This window comes from Streptomyces sp. SID9727 (assembly GCF_010550605.1).
In the GTDB taxonomy this organism is placed as follows: domain Bacteria; phylum Actinomycetota; class Actinomycetes; order Streptomycetales; family Streptomycetaceae; genus Streptomyces.
The window spans coordinates 12,340-28,665 of the sequence record NZ_JAAGNI010000155.1 but is presented as its reverse complement, the minus strand read 5'-3'; the positions used below and the strand labels follow the sequence as shown (position 1 = coordinate 28,665).

At 72.1% G+C, this 16,326-nt stretch carries 18 protein-coding genes and 1 pseudogene; 7 read left to right on the top strand and 12 right to left on the bottom strand.

What is annotated here, in order from left to right; translation table 11 throughout:
* The 6 genes and pseudogenes from G3I41_RS10360 to G3I41_RS10335 form a co-directional block, all read right to left on the bottom strand.
* Window positions 1-400, bottom strand: a pseudogene (locus G3I41_RS10360) (ABC transporter permease); the annotation flags it as partial.
* A gap of 5 nt (window positions 401-405) precedes the next feature.
* On the bottom strand, window positions 406-1,932 hold the full coding sequence (locus G3I41_RS10355) for an ABC transporter substrate-binding protein (protein WP_164399922.1): 1,527 nt from the start codon (window positions 1,930-1,932) through the stop codon (window positions 406-408).
* Between the two features lie 52 nt (window positions 1,933-1,984).
* Window positions 1,985-2,575, bottom strand: coding sequence for a GNAT family N-acetyltransferase (locus G3I41_RS10350; protein WP_164399921.1), 591 nt, complete (start codon window positions 2,573-2,575; stop codon window positions 1,985-1,987).
* Window positions 2,576-2,686: 111 nt separating this feature from the next.
* Window positions 2,687-3,205 (bottom strand): 2-C-methyl-D-erythritol 2,4-cyclodiphosphate synthase, encoded by a 519-nt coding sequence (ispF, locus tag G3I41_RS10345; protein WP_164399920.1) that lies wholly within the window; start codon window positions 3,203-3,205, stop codon window positions 2,687-2,689.
* On the bottom strand, window positions 3,195-3,941 hold the full coding sequence (gene ispD, locus G3I41_RS10340) for a 2-C-methyl-D-erythritol 4-phosphate cytidylyltransferase (protein ID WP_164399919.1): 747 nt from the start codon (window positions 3,939-3,941) through the stop codon (window positions 3,195-3,197). The genes ispF and ispD overlap by 11 nt, the downstream gene beginning before the upstream one ends.
* 360 nt (window positions 3,942-4,301) lie before the next feature.
* Window positions 4,302-4,784 carry a CarD family transcriptional regulator gene (locus G3I41_RS10335; protein WP_006380568.1) on the bottom strand — a complete coding sequence of 161 codons (483 nt, stop codon included), beginning with the start codon at window positions 4,782-4,784 and terminating at the stop codon, window positions 4,302-4,304.
* 609 nt (window positions 4,785-5,393) lie between these two features.
* Between G3I41_RS10335 and G3I41_RS10330 the strand changes: the two genes are divergently transcribed.
* Window positions 5,394-6,038 (top strand): copper chaperone PCu(A)C, encoded by a 645-nt coding sequence (locus tag G3I41_RS10330; protein WP_164399918.1) that lies wholly within the window; start codon window positions 5,394-5,396, stop codon window positions 6,036-6,038.
* A gap of 83 nt (window positions 6,039-6,121) precedes the next feature.
* Here G3I41_RS10330 and G3I41_RS10325 read toward each other — a convergent pair whose 3' ends face one another.
* Both G3I41_RS10325 and G3I41_RS10320 read right to left on the bottom strand, forming a co-directional pair.
* Window positions 6,122-6,802 (bottom strand): response regulator transcription factor, encoded by a 681-nt coding sequence (locus tag G3I41_RS10325; protein WP_018519642.1) that lies wholly within the window; start codon window positions 6,800-6,802, stop codon window positions 6,122-6,124.
* Window positions 6,799-8,073 carry an ATP-binding protein gene (locus tag G3I41_RS10320; protein WP_164399917.1) on the bottom strand — a complete coding sequence of 425 codons (1,275 nt, stop codon included), beginning with the start codon at window positions 8,071-8,073 and terminating at the stop codon, window positions 6,799-6,801. Before G3I41_RS10320 ends, G3I41_RS10325 begins: the two co-directional genes overlap by 4 nt.
* Window positions 8,074-8,281: 208 nt before the next feature.
* Here G3I41_RS10320 and phoU point away from each other — a divergent pair, with 208 nt between their 5' ends.
* The gene (gene phoU / locus G3I41_RS10315) at window positions 8,282-8,959 is read left to right on the top strand and encodes a phosphate signaling complex protein PhoU (RefSeq protein WP_164399916.1); all 678 of its coding nucleotides are present in this window, start codon (window positions 8,282-8,284) and stop codon (window positions 8,957-8,959) included.
* Window positions 8,960-9,182: 223 nt separating this feature from the next.
* Window positions 9,183-9,332: a hypothetical protein gene (locus tag G3I41_RS36340; RefSeq protein WP_185992863.1), complete on the top strand. Its 150-nt coding sequence runs from the start codon at window positions 9,183-9,185 to the stop codon at window positions 9,330-9,332.
* A gap of 19 nt (window positions 9,333-9,351) precedes the next feature.
* Here the strand turns inward: G3I41_RS36340 and G3I41_RS10310 are convergent, their stop codons facing one another.
* A complete protein-coding gene (locus G3I41_RS10310) occupies window positions 9,352-10,656 on the bottom strand; it encodes an MFS transporter (protein WP_164399915.1) in 1,305 nt (434 codons plus the stop codon).
* Between the two features lie 203 nt (window positions 10,657-10,859).
* Between G3I41_RS10310 and G3I41_RS10305 the strand changes: the two genes are divergently transcribed.
* The 3 genes from G3I41_RS10305 to G3I41_RS10295 all read left to right on the top strand — a co-directional run bounded on the left by G3I41_RS10305 (window position 10,860) and on the right by G3I41_RS10295 (window position 12,241).
* Window positions 10,860-11,618: a phosphoglyceromutase gene (locus G3I41_RS10305; protein ID WP_164399914.1), complete on the top strand. Its 759-nt coding sequence runs from the start codon at window positions 10,860-10,862 to the stop codon at window positions 11,616-11,618.
* A 135-nt stretch (window positions 11,619-11,753) separates the two neighbouring features.
* Window positions 11,754-12,002: a hypothetical protein gene (locus G3I41_RS10300; protein ID WP_073964763.1), complete on the top strand. Its 249-nt coding sequence runs from the start codon at window positions 11,754-11,756 to the stop codon at window positions 12,000-12,002.
* Window positions 11,999-12,241 (top strand): hypothetical protein, encoded by a 243-nt coding sequence (locus tag G3I41_RS10295; protein ID WP_164399913.1) that lies wholly within the window; start codon window positions 11,999-12,001, stop codon window positions 12,239-12,241. The genes G3I41_RS10300 and G3I41_RS10295 overlap by 4 nt, the downstream gene beginning before the upstream one ends.
* Before the next feature lie 7 nt (window positions 12,242-12,248).
* Here G3I41_RS10295 and G3I41_RS10290 read toward each other — a convergent pair whose 3' ends face one another.
* On the bottom strand, window positions 12,249-13,049 hold the full coding sequence (locus G3I41_RS10290; RefSeq protein ID WP_164399912.1) for a hypothetical protein: 801 nt from the start codon (window positions 13,047-13,049) through the stop codon (window positions 12,249-12,251).
* Between the two features lie 196 nt (window positions 13,050-13,245).
* On the opposite strand from G3I41_RS10290, the gene G3I41_RS10285 reads away from it, so the two are divergent.
* Window positions 13,246-14,253, top strand: coding sequence for an aminoglycoside phosphotransferase family protein (locus tag G3I41_RS10285; RefSeq protein ID WP_164399911.1), 1,008 nt, complete (start codon window positions 13,246-13,248; stop codon window positions 14,251-14,253).
* Window positions 14,254-14,260: 7 nt separating this feature from the next.
* Here the strand turns inward: G3I41_RS10285 and G3I41_RS10280 are convergent, their stop codons facing one another.
* On the bottom strand, window positions 14,261-14,785 hold the full coding sequence (locus tag G3I41_RS10280; protein ID WP_164399910.1) for a YbjN domain-containing protein: 525 nt from the start codon (window positions 14,783-14,785) through the stop codon (window positions 14,261-14,263).
* Between the two features lie 88 nt (window positions 14,786-14,873).
* A complete protein-coding gene (gene mshA, locus G3I41_RS10275) occupies window positions 14,874-16,238 on the bottom strand; it encodes a D-inositol-3-phosphate glycosyltransferase (RefSeq protein ID WP_164399909.1) in 1,365 nt (454 codons plus the stop codon).
* Window positions 16,239-16,326: the final 88 nt, after the last annotated feature.

Sequence of the window (16,326 nt, the reverse complement as noted above, 5' to 3'; positions counted from 1 at the left end):
CCCGGGCGGCGGCGGTGCGGTGCCGGGCGCCGCGGCGCAGGGTGCGGGTGGTGAGGGCGCCCGCGGTGAGGAGGGCGGCGGTGAGCGAGACGCCCATCAGGGTGAGGGAGACGCCGAGGGCGGACAGGGTGTCGGGGGTGACGGGCTGCCCGGAGACCCAGGAGGTGCCGAGGTCGCCGTGGAGGAGGCCGGTGAGCCAGTCGCCGAGGAGGCGGACGGGGTTGCCGTCGAGGCCGGTCTCGGCCCGGATGGCGTCGAGGGTCTCGGCGGTGGGGGGCCGGTCGGCGTAGCGGGCGTGGAGGATGGTGCGGGCGGGGTCGGTGTGGGTGAGGCGGGGCAGCAGCCCGATGACGGCGAGGACCGCGAGAAGTGCGGCGGCCCGTCCGGCGAGATGCTTCACCCCGGTCACCCGACGCGGGTGTCGGCGGTGATGAGGGTGCGTTCCAGCGGGTCGAGTGCGACGCCGCGGACGCGGGAGTCGTCGTATCCCTGGACGAAGCGTTCGTGAACCAGTGGGACGAGGGCGTCGCTGCCCAGGACGCGGGCTTCGGCGGTCGCGACGGCGCGGTGCCGGGCGTCGGTCGCGGCGGTGGACGCGGCCCGGGCGACGGCGGCGTCCACGCGCGCGTCGCAGAGCTGGGAGATGTTGAAGCCGCCGTCGCAGGTGAAGTCGGACGCCAGGTAGGAGACGGGGTCGGCGGTGTCCAGGAGGGTGTTGCGGGCCTGGATGAAGGCGTCGTACCGGCCGGCGAGGGCGTCGGCCTCCATCTGCGCGTAGTCGCGGACGACCTGCTTGACGGTGAAGCCCCGCTTCCGGAGCTGTTCCTGGACGACGGTGGCGGCCTCGGGGAGTTCGGGCCGGTTGGTGTAGGTGGCGAGGACGATCTCGCCCGTCCTGGCGACCTTCGCCCTGTCGGCGGCCTCCGCCCGTCCGGTGGGAGGCGTACGAACGGTGCCGGCCCAGGGGACGCCGGGGCCGAGGAGTCCCTGCCCGGCGTCGGCGCGGCCTTCGTAGACGGCCTTGACGAGGGCCGGGGAGTCGATGGCCTCGCGGGCGGCGGCGCGCATCGCCGGGTCGGCGAAGACCCCGCGCCGGGTGTTGAGGGAGAGGCCGTTGGTGCGGGCGGAGGAGAACGCGTGGGCGAGCCCGTCGCCGAGCAGGGACACCTGGGAGACCGGTATGTACTCGGCTACGTCGACGGCCCCGGTGCGCAGGGCGTTGGCGCGGGCGGTGCCGTCGGCGACGAAGGTGACGTCGGCGCCGGGGGCCTTGGCCTTGCCGCCCCAGTAGGTGTCGTTGCGTTCGAGGGTGGCGCTGACGGCGCCCTTGACGGAGGTCAGGGTGAAGGGCCCGGTGGCATGTCCGGCCGGGTCCACCTTGCCGCGGTCGTAGGCGGCCCCGGACAGGATGGCGAGGGAGGGGTTGGCGAGGCGCTGGGGCAGCAGCGGGTCGGCTTCGTCGGTGACGATCCGTACGGTGTCGGCGTCCCGTGCCGTGGCGGTGATGCCGGTGTCGGACAGGACGCGGGGGCCGGGCGACGCCTTGTCGGCGGCGTTCAGCGAGCGGGCGACCGAGGCCGCGTCCACGGCGGTGCCGTCCTGAAAGGCCGCCTTGCGCAGGGTGAAGGTCCAGGCCGTGGGTGTGTCGCGCTTCCAGGAGGTGGCGAGCGAGGGCGCGGCCGCGCCCTCGCCGTCCAGGGAGGTGAGGCCCTCGATGACCGAGAGACGGCTCAGGGTGACGGCGTCGTCTCCGTAGGGGGACATGGCCTGGGCCGGCGGGAAGGCCATGACGACCCGGAGGCGGTGGCCGCCGCCGGCCGCGCCGGAGGTGTCGGAGGCACCGCCCGAGCAGGCGGTGGCGAGCGGGACGAGGAGGGCGGTCGCGGACAGGGTCAGCGGCAGCGCGGAGCGACGACGGCGGGGGGTGGACATGGCGGCAACCTTATATGAAAATCATTGTCATCTAGCCGTGCGGGCGGACCGCTCACAGCTCCGGCGGGGTCCCGGCTTCCGGCAGCGGCAGTTCGAAGTGGACGATGCCCTGGCCGCCGCCCGGCAGCACGCGCTCGTCGCACACCTCCCGCGCGAGGGACCGCCAGAACGGTTCGGCGCCCGGCACGGCCGGATCGGTGTGCAGATAGACCGCCTCGTAACCGCCGGCCCGCACCACGAAGGCGCACAGCTCGCGCACCAGCCGACGGGCGAGGCCGTGCCTGCGGTGCTCCGGCCGCACGTAGATCCGGCACAGCTGCGCCGTGCTGCCGGACGGGAAGCGGTCGGCGACCCACTGCGGATTGGGCGGCGCCTGCGGACCCCGGTCGCGCACAGCGCCGGTGGCCACGATCTCACCCGCGTACTCGGCCACCAGCAGCGTGCAGCGGGCCGGACGCAGGTAAGCGGCCTCGGGATCGATGATGTCGGCGTGCCAGCGCGGCACGTAACCGGAACGCAGATCGCGGTAGACGGTGTCGAGCATCACAGCCCGCGCCCCGCCGACGTCCTCAGGGCCGGCAGCGCGCAGGACGTACTCCCCGGCATCCGCCCCCGGCGTCGTCGCCCCCGTGGCAGTCGTCATCCCGCAGCCCCACCGATCCTCGCCACCGCGTCCTTGCCGGACCAGCGTACGTGCGAACGATGTGCAACAAGGACGGGGGGCAGGGACAGCCGCGACCGTGGGACGGCCGCGTCAGCCGGTGCGGTGGACGAGGGCGGTCGCGAGGCCGGCGATGCCCTCGCCGCGCCCGGTGAAGCCGAGCCCGTCGGAGGTCGCCGCGGACAGCGAGACCGGGGCGCCGACGGCGTCGGACAGGACCCGCTGCGCCTCCTCCCGCCGTTTGCCGATCTTCGGGCGTACGCCGACGACCTGGACGGCCACGTTGCCGATCTCGAACCCGGCGGCGCGGACGATGCGGGCGGCCTCGGTGAGCAGGGTGACCCCGGAGGCGCCGGACCACTCGGGGCGCCCGGTGCCGAAGTGCTGCCCGAGGTCGCCGAGGCCGGCGGCGGAGAAGAGCGCGTTGCACGCGGCATGGGCGACGACGTCCGCGTCGGAGTGGCCGGCCAGGCCGGGGCCCTCGCCGTCCCAGCGCAGCCCGGCGCACCACAGCTCGCGGCCCTCTTCGAAGGCGTGGATGTCGGTGCCGATGCCGACGAGCGGGATCACCGGCGCGGGGGCCCGGTCGGGCCGGGGGGTCTCAGAAGCCATCGTTGGCCCTCCTGCGTGCGAGAACCGCCTCGGCCAGGACCAGGTCCAGGGGGCGGGTGACCTTGAACGCCTCTTCGTGTCCGGGGACGACGACGACGGGGGCGCCGAGCTGTTCGACCATGCCGGCGTCGTCGGTCGCGCCCTCGCCGCTGACGGCGACCTGCTCGTGGGCGCGGAGCAGGGTGGCCCGGTCGAAGCCCTGCGGGGTCTGTACGGCCCTGAGCCGGGCCCGGGCCGGGGTGGACAGCACCGGCTCGGGCGCGCCGGGGGCCCCGGGCTCGACCTCCTTGACGGTGTCGGCGAGCGGCAGGGCGGGAACGACGGCGGGGGCGCCGTCGCGTACGGCCTCGACGACGGCGTCGACGGTGTCCACGGGCACGAGGGGCCGGGCCGCGTCGTGCACCAGGACGGCGGAGATGGTGTCGGGGAGCGCGTCGAGGCCGCGCTTCACGGATTCCTGGCGGGTGTCGGCACCGGGCACGACGAGGAAGTCGGTGCGTTCCGGCAGGGCGTACTCGTCCAGGAGGTTGCGGACCTCGGTGGCGCCCTCGGGCGGTGCGACGACGACGACCAGGGACACGTGCCGGGAGGCCGCCATGGCGCGTACGGCGTGCACGAGCATGGGGGTGCCGCCGAGCGCGCGGAGCGCCTTGGGGGCGCCCGGGCCCAGCCGTACGCCGCGGCCGGCCGCGGGGATCACGGCGGCCGTGCGGTAAGGACGCGGTTGTTCAGACATCGCTTGCACTCCGGGGCTTCGGCATGTTTGTGTCCACAGCCGACGTGGGTATGGCCACAAGCGAGCCGGGCGCTGCGCCATGACTCGACCGGGACCCTTTCCGTGACCCCGGGCGAGCCGGGACACCGCCGCGGCCGTTCGGGGTCGGTCTCGCACGCCGGATTGAGCAGGATCGCGAGCAACGTACCAAGGACGTGTACCGGGGGATCGTCGGCAAGTGGCCGAAAACCGCCGTTGGACGCACGGTCCGGACATGCCGCAGCGCCCGACGACACAGCGTGAATACGGCTGGTCAGCGGGCACCGCGGCACATTATCTACGGCCGGTGCGATCCGGTCGTCATGACCGGCGCCATCCGGTTCAGGATGCGAGGACCTCGTCGAGGAGAGCCTCGGCCTTGTCCTCGTTGGTGTTCTCCGCGAGAGCGAGCTCGCTCACCAGAATCTGGCGCGCCTTGGCGAGCATGCGCTTCTCACCTGCGGAAAGTCCGCGCTCACGCTCGCGACGCCACAGGTCGCGCACGACCTCGGCGACCTTGATGACATCGCCGGACGCGAGCTTCTCGAGATTTGCCTTGTAGCGCCGGGACCAGTTCGTCGGCTCCTCGGCATACGGTGCGCGCAGCACCTCGAAGACGCGATCCAGCCCTTCCTGCCCGACTACGTCGCGCACGCCCACGAACTCCGCATTGTCCGCCGGCACACGCACCGTCAAGTCGCCCTGAGCGACCTTGAGCACCAAGTAGGTCTTGTCCACGCCTTTGATCTGGCGAGTTTCGATAGCCTCGATCAGCGCGGCCCCGTGATGGGGATAGACCACGGTGTCGCCAACCTTGAACGTCATGTGACAGGTACCCCTTCCGTGGCTATCAAGCGTAACACGAGAATCGCTACTCCTGAATGACGTTTTCGCAGGTCAGGGCATATCTCGGGGCTTGACAAGAGAGACGGGAACGTGCTGCGGAGGGCCCGCTGAAGACGGTATTCGCAGGTCGGAGCGGCTGTCCGGCGACAGGGAAACGCGGACGTTACACACACTCCACCCGGCTCCGAAGGCGCCAAACGTCCCGTTTTGTCGGTTTCCGCTTGCTGAACTTTCCGTAGCACGTTCGATGCTGGATCACTCGTTCGGACGTAAGTACCGGTGGCCAATGAAATTGATCAACGTACGCCGCCGACGGGGATTATGCGCAATGAATGCGCCACCGTCCGTGAACAGCCACGAAGCGTCGGCCGAACGGGTGGCCGGAATTTGATCAAGCGCGTTATGTGAAGAGACAGCGAATGTCCGTACGTGTCCGAGCCCCGCGATCACGGGCCCGTCAGGGGCGGGTCGGGTGCGGGGCGGCGAGTAGGGCTCGGTAACCTGACGGCTGACAGACCCTTAGGGCGGCTTTACCCCAGGCGCCCGACCCGTCCGCACCGTCCTCACGTTCAAGGAGTTGCCGCCGCCGTGAGCCGCAGCCTTCGACACGGCGCCCTCGCCGCCACTGCCATCGCGTTCTCGATCACCGCGCTCACCGCATGCGGTGCGGGCAACAACGCGCAGACGCTCGAAGTCCGCCCGGACAACGCCTCCACCCGGTCCGGCGACATCAAGATCCAGAACGTCAACGTCATCACCCAGCCCGAGCGCGAGGCCAAGGGCCCGGCGGTCGTCACCGCCACGCTGTTCAACAGCGGCTCCAAGCCGGAGACCCTGGACTCCATCACCCTCAAGGGCGGCAGCGGCACCGTGCAGCTGCACCCCGCCGAGGGCTCGGGTCCGGTCGTCGTCCCGGCCGGCGGCCGGGTGATCCTGGGCGGTCGGGGCAACGCCTCCGCCGTGATCGAGAACGGCGACGAGGCCACGGAGAACGGCGACGTGCAGCCGCTGGTCTTCAAGCTCAGCCGCTCCGGTGACATCTCGCTGGGCGCCTCCGTCGTCCCGGCGACCCACTACTTCAAGGGCTTCGGCCCCAGCGCCCTGCCCGAGCCGTCGAAGACGCCGGACGCCTCGCCGTCCGGTTCCCCGACCGGGTCCGCGTCGCCGGACGCGTCCGAGAGCCCGTCCGGCGAGGCCGGGGCCTCGGCCTCCGAGTCCGGCCAGCCCGGCTGAGCCGCACCCCCGCACCGCACATGGCCGAGGCGCCTTCCCCACCGGGGGGAGGCGCCTCGGCCATGTCATGCGTACGGGCCGGCCTACGGCTCGAACTTGTACCCGAGACCCCGCACCGTCACCAGGAACCTGGGCGCGCCCGGGTCCGGCTCGATCTTGGCGCGCAGCCGCTTCACGTGGACGTCGAGGGTCTTGGTGTCGCCCACGTAGTCAGCGCCCCACACCCGGTCGATGAGCTGCATCCGGGTCAGCACCCGGCCCGCGTTGCGCAGCAGCATCTCCAGCAGGTCGAACTCCTTCAGCGGCAGGTCGACCTTGCCGCCGGAGACCGTGACGACGTGCCGGTCGACGTCCATGCGGACCGGTCCGGCCTCCAGGGCGGCGGGGGCGACCTCCTCGGGCTCCCCGCGCCGGCGCAGCACGGCCCGGATGCGGGCGACGAGCTCCCGGGAGGAGAAGGGCTTGGTGACGTAGTCGTCGGCCCCTATCTCCAGGCCGACGACCTTGTCGATCTCGCTGTCCTTGGCGGTCACCATGATCACGGGCACGTTGGAGCGGCTGCGCAGCTGGCGGCAGACCTCGGTGCCGGGGAGTCCGGGCAGCATCAGGTCGAGCAGCACGAGGTCGGCGCCGTTGCGCTCGAACTCGTCCAGGCCGTCGGGTCCGGTGGCCGCGATGGCGACCTCGAAGCCTTCCTTGCGGAGCATGTAGGACAGGACGTCGCTGAAGGATTCCTCATCCTCGACGACAAGCACTCGGGTCACGGAAGGGCCTCCGGGGAAGGGAATGAATCGAAGGAGTCGGGGGCGGCGTCCGGGTGGGACGCCTCGTCGCCGTTGACGATGAGCGGGCCGCCGGACGCACGGTCCCGGCCGCGTACGGAGCCCGCTTCGGGCAGCCGCAGGGTGAAGGTGGAGCCCTGTCCCTCCGAGCTCCACACGGTGACCTCCCCGCCGTGCGAGGCGGCCACGTGTTTGACGATGGCCAGGCCGAGGCCCGTACCACCGGTGGCGCGTGAGCGGGCCGGGTCGACGCGGTAGAAGCGTTCGAAGACCCGCTCCCGGTCCTTCTCGGAGATGCCGATGCCCTGATCGGTCACGGCGATCTCGATCTCGTCCCCGCCGGGCACGACCACGCGGCGGGCGGCGATCCCGACGCGGGTGCGGGCGGGGCTGTAGTTGACGGCGTTCTCGACCAGGTTTCCGAGCGCCGCGGCGAGCTGGCCGCGGTTCCCCCATATCCGCAGGTCGGCGGTGCCGCCGGCGGCCATGGTGATCTGCTTGGAGCCGGCCTGCTGGCGGCAGCGGTCGATGGCCTCGGCGACCAGCTCGTCCACGCGGACCGGCTCGGCGTCCTCCAGCGGGTCGTCGTTCTGCACCCGGGAGAGGTCGATCAGCTCCTGGACCAGGTTGGTGAGCCGGGTCGCCTCGATCTGCATGCGGCGGGCGAAGTGCTCGACGGCCTCCTGGTCGTCGGAGGCGTCGAGCACGGCCTCCGAGAGCAGGGACAGGGCGCCGGTCGGGGTCTTGAGCTCGTGGCTGACGTTGGCGACGAAGTCGCGCCGGACCGCCTCGATGCGGCGGGCCTCGGTGAGGTCCTCCACGAGCAGCAGCACCAGCCGGGAGCCGAGCGGGGCGACCCGCGCGGAGACCGCCAGGGCCTCCCCCCGGCCCGTGCCGCGGCGCGGGAGGTCCAGTTCGACCTGGCGTATCTCGCCGTCGCGGCGGGTGTCCCGCGCCATGTTGAGCATCGCCTCGACGGCGAGTCGGCCGCCGCGGACCAGCCCCAGCGCGTACGCGGCGGAGCTGGCCTTCACGACGCTGTCGCTCTCGTCCAGCACCACGGCGGAGGAGCTGAGCACGGACAGGACCGTGTCGACGCCCGGGGGCAGCGGGGCGCCGCTGTCGGGCCGCAGGGAGGTGCGCGTCGGCTTCTTCTGGTCGCGCTCGCTCCAGCGGAACGCCAGCATGGCGATCACGCCGGTACCGACACCGGCGATCGCGGCAGCTGCGGCGACCGCCGCGTTCACGTCCATGTCTCCAGGTTATGCGGCACCTCGGACACTCTCCCAGCCGTCCGATGCCCTCCACGGCCACTCGTCGCCCAGAGTTCACCGAGGGGCAAGGGGCGGTTCACTTGGCCGGTCGGAATCCGACGCGTACGCCCGTCACGGTGGTGCCGTGGGGTTCGGAGCCGGTCGTCGGCGGGCCCCGGCCTCGGTCAAGGACTGGAGAGGGACACCCATGCGTGACGCGTACCACGAGGAACTCGACTCGATCGGCGAGGGCCTGGTCGAGATGGCCCGGCTCGTCGGCTCGGCGATAGGCCGGGCGACGACGGCGATGCTCGACGCCGATCTGAAGCTGGCCGAGTCGGTGATCGCCGCCGACCAGAAGGTGGACGACCTCCAGCACGAGCTGGAGGCGCGGGCCATCGCGCTCCTGGCCCGGCAGCAGCCGGTGGCGACCGACCTGCGGATCGTGGTGACGTCGCTGCGGATGAGCGCGGACCTGGAGCGCTCGGGCGACCTCGCCCAGCACGTCGCCAAGCTGGCCCGGCTGCGCTTCCCGCAGTCCGCGGTCCCGCACGACCTGCACGCCACCATCCTGGAGATGGGCCAGCTCGCGCAGCGCCTGATGGCCAAGGCGGCGGAGGTGATCGTCACCAAGGACGTCGACCTCGCGCTCCAGCTGGAGCAGGACGACGACGAGATGGACCTGCTGCACCGCGCGCTGTTCCAGCACCTGATGGACGACCGCTGGAAGCACGGCATCGAGACGGCCGTCGACGTGACGCTGCTCGGCCGCTACTACGAACGGTTCGCCGACCACGCGGTGTCGGTGGCGAAGCGCGTGGTCTACCTGGTGACGGGTGAGCACGCGGACGAGATCCAGCAGCCCGCGCCGGTCGAGGGGGCTTAGGGCCGGTCGGCCCTGGGAGAGCTCCGGCGGGAAGGGCGGGGCGCGAGCGGCCCGGCGCACGCCCGCGCGCACGGCTCGTACTTGCGTTCCTGCGCGTGTGCGCCGTTGATGCGCCCGTCCGGGTGGGCATGCAATGGGACGGGGCGGCACGACGTGTCCGTACGCCCCGGTCGCGGGCCCCCTGGCGGGTGTGCGGCCCTGTCGTACGCCTTGAGGAGGAACCATGGCCGATTCCCCCATGACCGAACCGGAGCGGGAGGCCCCCGCCGAGGTGGTGCCACTCACCGTCCTGGGCGCCTGCGGCTGCGGCTCGGGCTGCGGGTGCGGCTGCCAGTCCGGGGCGCCCTGCCAGTGCGGGGGCTGCTCCGGCTGACACCGCCGGGCCGTACGGGTTACGAGGGTGACGCCTCCGCCTTCGTGGCCCGTGCCCCGGCCCGCGGCGGCGGTGCGGCGGTCTCGGCCACCGCGGTCTCCCCCGTCGGCAGCCCGCGCATGAGCAGCCAGTACCCGGCGGCGGCCACCGTGCCCAGGAGGGCGGTCGTCGCCCACAGCCAGCCGGCGCCGAAGTGGTCGATGACCACACCGGACATCAGCGGGGCGATGAGCGCGGCGGCCGACCACGACAGGGTGTACATGCCCTGGTAGCGGCCCCTGCCCTGGGCCGGGGACAGCTGGACGACCAGGCCGTTCTGCACGGGTGCGTTGATGATCTCGGCGACCGTCCATACGCTGATGGTCAGGGCGTACACCCCGACGGAACCGGCGAAGGCGGTCAGCCCGAACCCGTACCCCGCGAGCAGCGAGGAGGCGACGAGCAGCCGGCGCGGGTCGCGGCTCTGGATGAACCGGGTGACGGGGATCTGGAGCACGACGATGAGGACGCCGTTGACCGCGATCGCCGTACCGAAGTCGGAGCTGCTGAGCCCGTCGGCGCCCATGGCCACCGGCAGGCCCACGTAACCCTGCTGGAAGATCAGGGCGATCACGAACGACAGGCCGACGACGCCCATGAACCGTCCGTCGCGCAGCACGGTGGAGAGCCGTACGCCGTCGTCGGCCGGCCCACCGCCGGGCACCGCCGGTGCCGAGCGCTCCGGACGCGATTCCGGCACCTTCAGGAAGACGACGACCGCGCAGACGAGGGTCATCGTGGCCTCGCCGACGAAGCCCGCGAGGTAGCTGTACTCGGCGACGAACCCGGCGCCGGCGGAGGAGACCGCGAAGCCGAGGTTGATGGCCCAGTAGTTGAGCGAGAAGGCCCTCACCCGGTCCTTCGCGGGGACGATGTCGGCGATCATTGCCTGGACCGCCGGGCGGGACGCGTTGCTCGCCATGCCGACGACGAAGGCGACACCGGCGATGGCCGCGGGATGCGTCATGAAGCCGAGCACGGCGACCGCGGCGGCGGTGGAGAGCTGCGCGGCGAGCATGGTGGGCCGCCGCCCGACGCGGTCGGTCAGCACCCCGGCGCCGAGCGAGGAGACGACTCCGCCGAGCCCGTGGAGGGCGGCGACGAGACCGGCGTACGAGGCGGAGTAGCCGCGGTCCAGGGTCAGGTACAGGGCCATGAAGGTGGCGACGAACGCGCCCAGGCGGTTGACCAGGGTGCTGGTCCACAGCCACCAGAACTCCCTGGGGAGCCCGGAGACGGTTTCCCGGGTGGCGCGGGTGGCCCGTCCGAGACCGGTGGCAGACATACGGGTTCCCCCCAGGGACGTACGACGGATGGGGCCGGGGGAGGTAAGTGGCCCACCGACGGTCCGAACATTACGAATCGGTGGGGCCCGCCTGCCACTCAATTGACGGGCGCCGTCAAACGTCGGAAGGCCCCCTCCCCCGGCCCTGTCCGCTCCGTGGCCGGTCGCGCGCGGCTCGGACGGGTTCGATTACGCTCGGGCCCATGGCCGACGCACCGTACAAGCTGATCCTCCTCCGCCACGGCGAGAGCGAGTGGAACGCGAAGAACCTGTTCACCGGATGGGTGGACGTCAACCTCACCGAGAAGGGCGAGAAGGAGGCGGTCCGCGGCGGTGAGCTGCTGAAGGACGCCGGCCTGCTCCCCGACGTGCTGCACACCTCCCTCCAGAAGCGCGCCATCCGCACCGCCCAGCTCGCGCTGGAGGCCGCGGACCGCCACTGGATCCCCGTACACCGCACCTGGCGCCTGAACGAGCGCCACTACGGCGCGCTCCAGGGCAAGGACAAGGCCCAGACGCTCGCCGAGTTCGGCGAGGAGCAGTTCATGCTCTGGCGCCGCTCGTACGACACCCCGCCGCCCGCCCTCGAGGACGGCACCGAGTTCTCCCAGAGCGACGACGCGCGCTACGCGACGATCCCGCCGGAGCTGCGCCCGCGCACGGAGTGCCTGAAGGACGTCGTCACGCGCATGCTGCCGTACTGGTACGACGGCATCGTCCCGGACCTCCTGACCGGCCGCACGGTCCTGGTCGCCGCCCACGGCAACAGCCTCCGCGCCCTGGTCAAGCACCTCGACGGCATCTCCGACGCCGACATCGCGGGCCTGAACATCCCCACGGGCATCCCGCTCACCTACGAACTCGACGCGGACTTCCGCCCGTTGAACCCGGGCGGCACGTACCTCGACCCGGACGCCGCGAAGGCGGCCATCGAGGCCGTGAAGAACCAGGGCAAGAAGTAACGACTGCCCGCGAAGGCCCCCGTCCCGCACCATCGGGCGGGGGCCTTCGCGCGCTCCGGGGTCCGCAGGCGGAAGTGACGCGCGTCACCCCGGCCCGTACCCTTGCCCCATGCGGGGAAGAGCGGGAGGGCGGTTATGGGTGAGCCTTTGAAGACCTTTGTCGGGGGTGCCGAGGTCGAGGTGCCCAACAGCATTCCGGCGATCCGGGACGCCTTGCCGGAGGGGCGGCGGGCGGAGTTCGAACGGGCCATCAACGAGGCCGGGGTGCACGAGATCCAGGCCGTGATGCGGCACTGGATGCTGGAGGCCGTGCCCGATCCGGAGGCCGAGCGGATTCTGGACCGGCTGGCGCGGGACGAGGCCGAGAGGCGGAGCGTCGCTTGAGCTTCCGGATCTCCTACGCGCCGCCCGCCGACGACACCCTTGCCAAGATGGCGGACGGTGAGACCTTCCGGGACGAGATGGCGGCGACCCTGGGACGTGAGCCCTACGGGCACGGGTCGACCGCCGTCAAGGAGGAGCACGATCGCCGGGAGGCGACGGTCGCCGGGGCGATCGTGCTCTACTACGTCTCCGGGTCGGTCCTGACCGTCACCGTCGTACGGCTCGTCCCACTTCCCTGACGCGCGGTCAGGCCAGCTTCTTCGCCTGCGCGTCGATCACCGCGGTCGGCAGGTCGAAGTCCTCGCCGGAGCCCGCGGCCGCGAGGTTCATCGAGCTGAGCGTGGCGAGCGTCGCGCCCTGACGCAGCGCGGTGAGCTTGAGGGAGCTCTTCTCGCCGTCCGACTCCACCGTCACCGTCCAGGCCGCCGCCTCCTCGCCGCCCTTGACCTGCTCCTCCGCGATCTTGGCGATCTTCTGCTTGTCCCCGGCCACGGTGAGCGTGAAGCCGCCCGCGCAGTCCGTCGCGGCGGTGCGCAGCGCGGCCAGCGTCTCCTCGGCGCCCTTGCCGTCGTACGACGCGAGCGTGGTCATCGTGGTCGTGATGTCGAAGGCGGCCTTGAACGCCTCCTCCGGGTCGGCGATGTCCTTGTCCGCGCCCTTCTTCGGCACGCTGGCCACCTTGCGCTGCGTGGCGGCGGCGGGCGAACCGGCCTTGGCGCCCATCAGCGCGTCGCCGAAGACGTCACAGGTCTCCTTGTCCGCGGTCACGTCCTTGGCGTCGATCAGGTCGGCCGGGCCGGCCTTGGTGATCTTGTGGCCCTTGACGTCGCCCTGCGCCAGCGAGACCTGCTCCAGCTCGGCGGCGGACAGCGCCTTCGCGGGGGCCTCCGCAGCCTTGTCGGCGCCCTTCTCCGACGGCTGGGCCGAGGAGCCGGCCGCCTTGCCGCCGTCCTTGTCGTCGCCGTCCGAACCGCAGGCGGCGGTGAACAGCGCCAGGGACATCACGGTGGCGGCAACGGCGGTACGGCGTATGACAGTGGGTCGCATGGCCCGTCCTTCTGCTCAAAGTGTTTCGCCCGCACGCGAGCAGCCCCGCCGGGTTCGGCGCGGCTGAAATGGGGGTGCGTGGGGGTGAGCCAACTCTATGAGTCCGCTGTGGTTTGGCAATCCTTTACCTTGGGCATCGCACGTGATCGTGACGCCGTCGTGATCACTTCGCGCACACCGTTCAGGGGGAGCCGCCGTGCCGATCGAGTCCGTTCTCTCCGAGGTCATCGGCGCGTTGTCCGTGCCGCCCGGCCTGGTCGCCTCCTGCGAACCGCTCGCCGGGGGCACGTACAACGCCGTCAGCCGCGTCCGGCTGACGGACGGGCGGGACTGGGTGGTGAAGGTGCCTCCGCCGGCCGCCGGGGACCACCTCTCGTACGAACACGGCCTGCTGGTGAACGAGGTGACGTTCTACCAGGTCGCCGAGGACGAGCCCACCGTCCCCCGTCTCGTACGCGCGGCGCTCGATCCGGCCGCCCCCGCCGGTCCGTACGTGGTCATGTCCGCCTGCCCCGGCCGGCCCTGGCACGAGCTGACGGGCGCCATGGCCGACGGTGAGGAGGCGCGGCTGCGCACGGAGCTCGGGCGGATCGTCGGCCGGCTGCACGGCGCGCCCGCGCCGGGCGGCTTCGGCTACCCCTCGCAGGCGCTCGGCCCGCTCGCTCCCAGCTGGCGCCAGGCGTTCACGACGATGACGGACGCGGTCCTGGCCGACGCGCGGACGTACGCGGCACGGCTCCCCCGTTCGGTCACGGAGATCGGCACCGCGCTCGCCGCCGCCTCGTACGTGCTGGACGACGTGACCCGGCCGGCCCCGGTCCACTTCGATCTGTGGCAGGGCAACATCCTGGTCACCGGCGAGCCGGGCGCACGGCGGGTGGGCGGGGTCATCGACGGGGAGCGGATGTTCTGGGGCGACCCGGTCGCCGATTTCGTGTCGCTCGCCCTGCTGGGTGACATCGCGGACGACAAGGACTTCCTCGCCGGTTACGGGGAAGAGGCGCCGGGCGGGCCCGTGGAGTTCACCGCTTCCCTGCGGCTGCGGCTCGCGCTCTACCGGGCGTACCTGTACCTGATCATGCTGGTGGAGACCGTGCCGCGCGGCACGTCCGGGGAACGGCTGAAGTGGACCTGGAACGAGGTCGCGCCCCGGCTGGAGGGCACGCTCGACGACATCGGTTCGGCGACGCGCGCACGGGGCTGACGCCGGATCAGTCCGCGGGGCGCCGGGTGAGGTGAGCGAAGGCGTCGAGATTACGGGTGGACTCGCCGCGCGAGACGCGCCAGGCGTACTCCTTGCGGATCGCGGTCGCGAAACCGATCTCCAGCAGGGAGTTGAAGGCGCCGTCCGCGGCCTCCAGCACGGAACCGAGCAGCCGGTCCACCTCCTCGGGCGTCACCACGGACAGCGGGAGCTTGCCGGTGAGGTAGACGTCCCCGAGCTGGTCGATCGCGTAACTCACCCCGAACAGGCGCAGGTTCCGCTCCAGCAGCCAGCGGTGCACCGCCGCGTCGTTCTCGTCGGGGTGCCGGATGACGAAGGCGTTGAGGGAGAGGCTGTGCGCGCCGACGATCAGTGAGCAGGTGGTGGCCAGCTTGCGGGTGCCGGGAAGCTGGACGACGTAGCTGCCCGGTGCGGGGCTCTCCCAGTCGAGCCCGGCCTCGGCGAAGCTCGCTTCGAGGACCTGGGCGGCCCGGGTGGCCTCGTTCTTCGCCGGTACGGGTGCGTCAGCCATGTTTCGAGCGTACGTCAGCCGGCCAAGGCGCGCGGTCGGGGCCGGACGGGGCAGGGGTGACGCGCCGCGCCCGGCGGATGCGGCCCGGTCACGCGTGACGGGTGCGGGCCCGCCTGCGGTGTTCCTGGATCGCCGCCGTGTACACCTCAGCGGTGGCCGCCGCCGCGGTGTCCCAGCCGAACTGCTGGGCGTGCTCCGCCGCCGCGCGGCCCATCCGGGCGACCAGCTCCGGCGCCTGCGCGAACCGCTCCAGCGCCCCGGCGTACGCCGCCGGATCGTGCCCGGGTATCAGGAAGCCGCTGACCCCGTCGCGTACGGCCACCGGGAGGCCGCCCACGGCCGCCGCCACGACCGGCGTCCCGGCGGCCTGGGCCTCGACCGCGACGAGCCCGAAGGACTCGCTGTAGGAGGGCATGACCAGCACGGACGCGGCCCGGAACCAGTCGGCGAGCTGGTCCTGCCCGACCGGCGGATGGAACCGTACGACGTCCGCGACGCCCAGCCGGGCCGCGAGCTTCTGCAGCCCCTCCGGCTTCGCCAGGCCGCTGCCGCTGGGACCGCCGACGACGGGCACGACGATCCGGGACCGCAGGGAGGGGTTCCGGTCGAGCAGCACGGCGACCGCCCGCAGCAGCACGTCGGGCGCCTTCAGCGGCTGTATGCGGCCGGCGAAAAGGGGGATCAGGGCGTCCTGCGGAAGTCCCAGGCGGGCCCGGGCGGCGGCCCTGCCGTCGCCGGGGCGGAAACGGTCGAGGTTGACGCCGGGGTGGACGACGGCCACGGACCGCGGGTCGGCGTCGTAGAACCGGACCAGCTCGCCGGCCTCCTCGGCGGTGTTGGCGATCAGCCGGTCGGCGGCGTCCACGATCTGGGTCTCGCCGATGACACGGGCGGCGGGCTCGGGGGCGTCGCCCTCGGCGAGCGCGGCGTTCTTCACCTTCGCCATGGTGTGCATGGCGTGTACGAGGGGAACGCCCCAGCGCTGCGCGGCCAGCCAGCCCACGTGTCCGGAGAGCCAGTAGTGGGAGTGGACGAGGTCGTAGTAGCCGGGGCGCTGACCGGCCCACGCCTGCATCACCCCGTGCGTGAAGGCACAGAGCTGCGCGGGCAGCTCCTCCTTGGCCAGGCCCTCGTACGGCCCCGCGTCGACGTGCCGGACGAGGACGCCGGGCGCCAGGTCCACGGCGGAGGGCAGCCCGCCGGTGGTGGAGCGGGTGAAGATCTCGACCTCGATGTTGATCGCGGCGAGCCGCTTGGCCAGCTCCACGATGTACACGTTCATCCCGCCGGCGTCGCCCGTCCCCGGCTGGTGCAGCGGGGAGGTGTGCACGGAGAGCATCGCGATGCGGCGGGGCCTGCGGTGGCCGGGGGTGAAGGAGCCGGTGAGACCTGCGGGGAACCGGCGACGCGGTGCGCCACGGCTGCTGCCGAGCCGAGAGACGTACTGGGTCACGTCGTCCGTCCTCCTCGCTGTGCCCCGGTGCCCGTACGGTTCACGGCACGACACCGAAGGGGCGCACGGTCCCTTCGAAGGGGGAGAA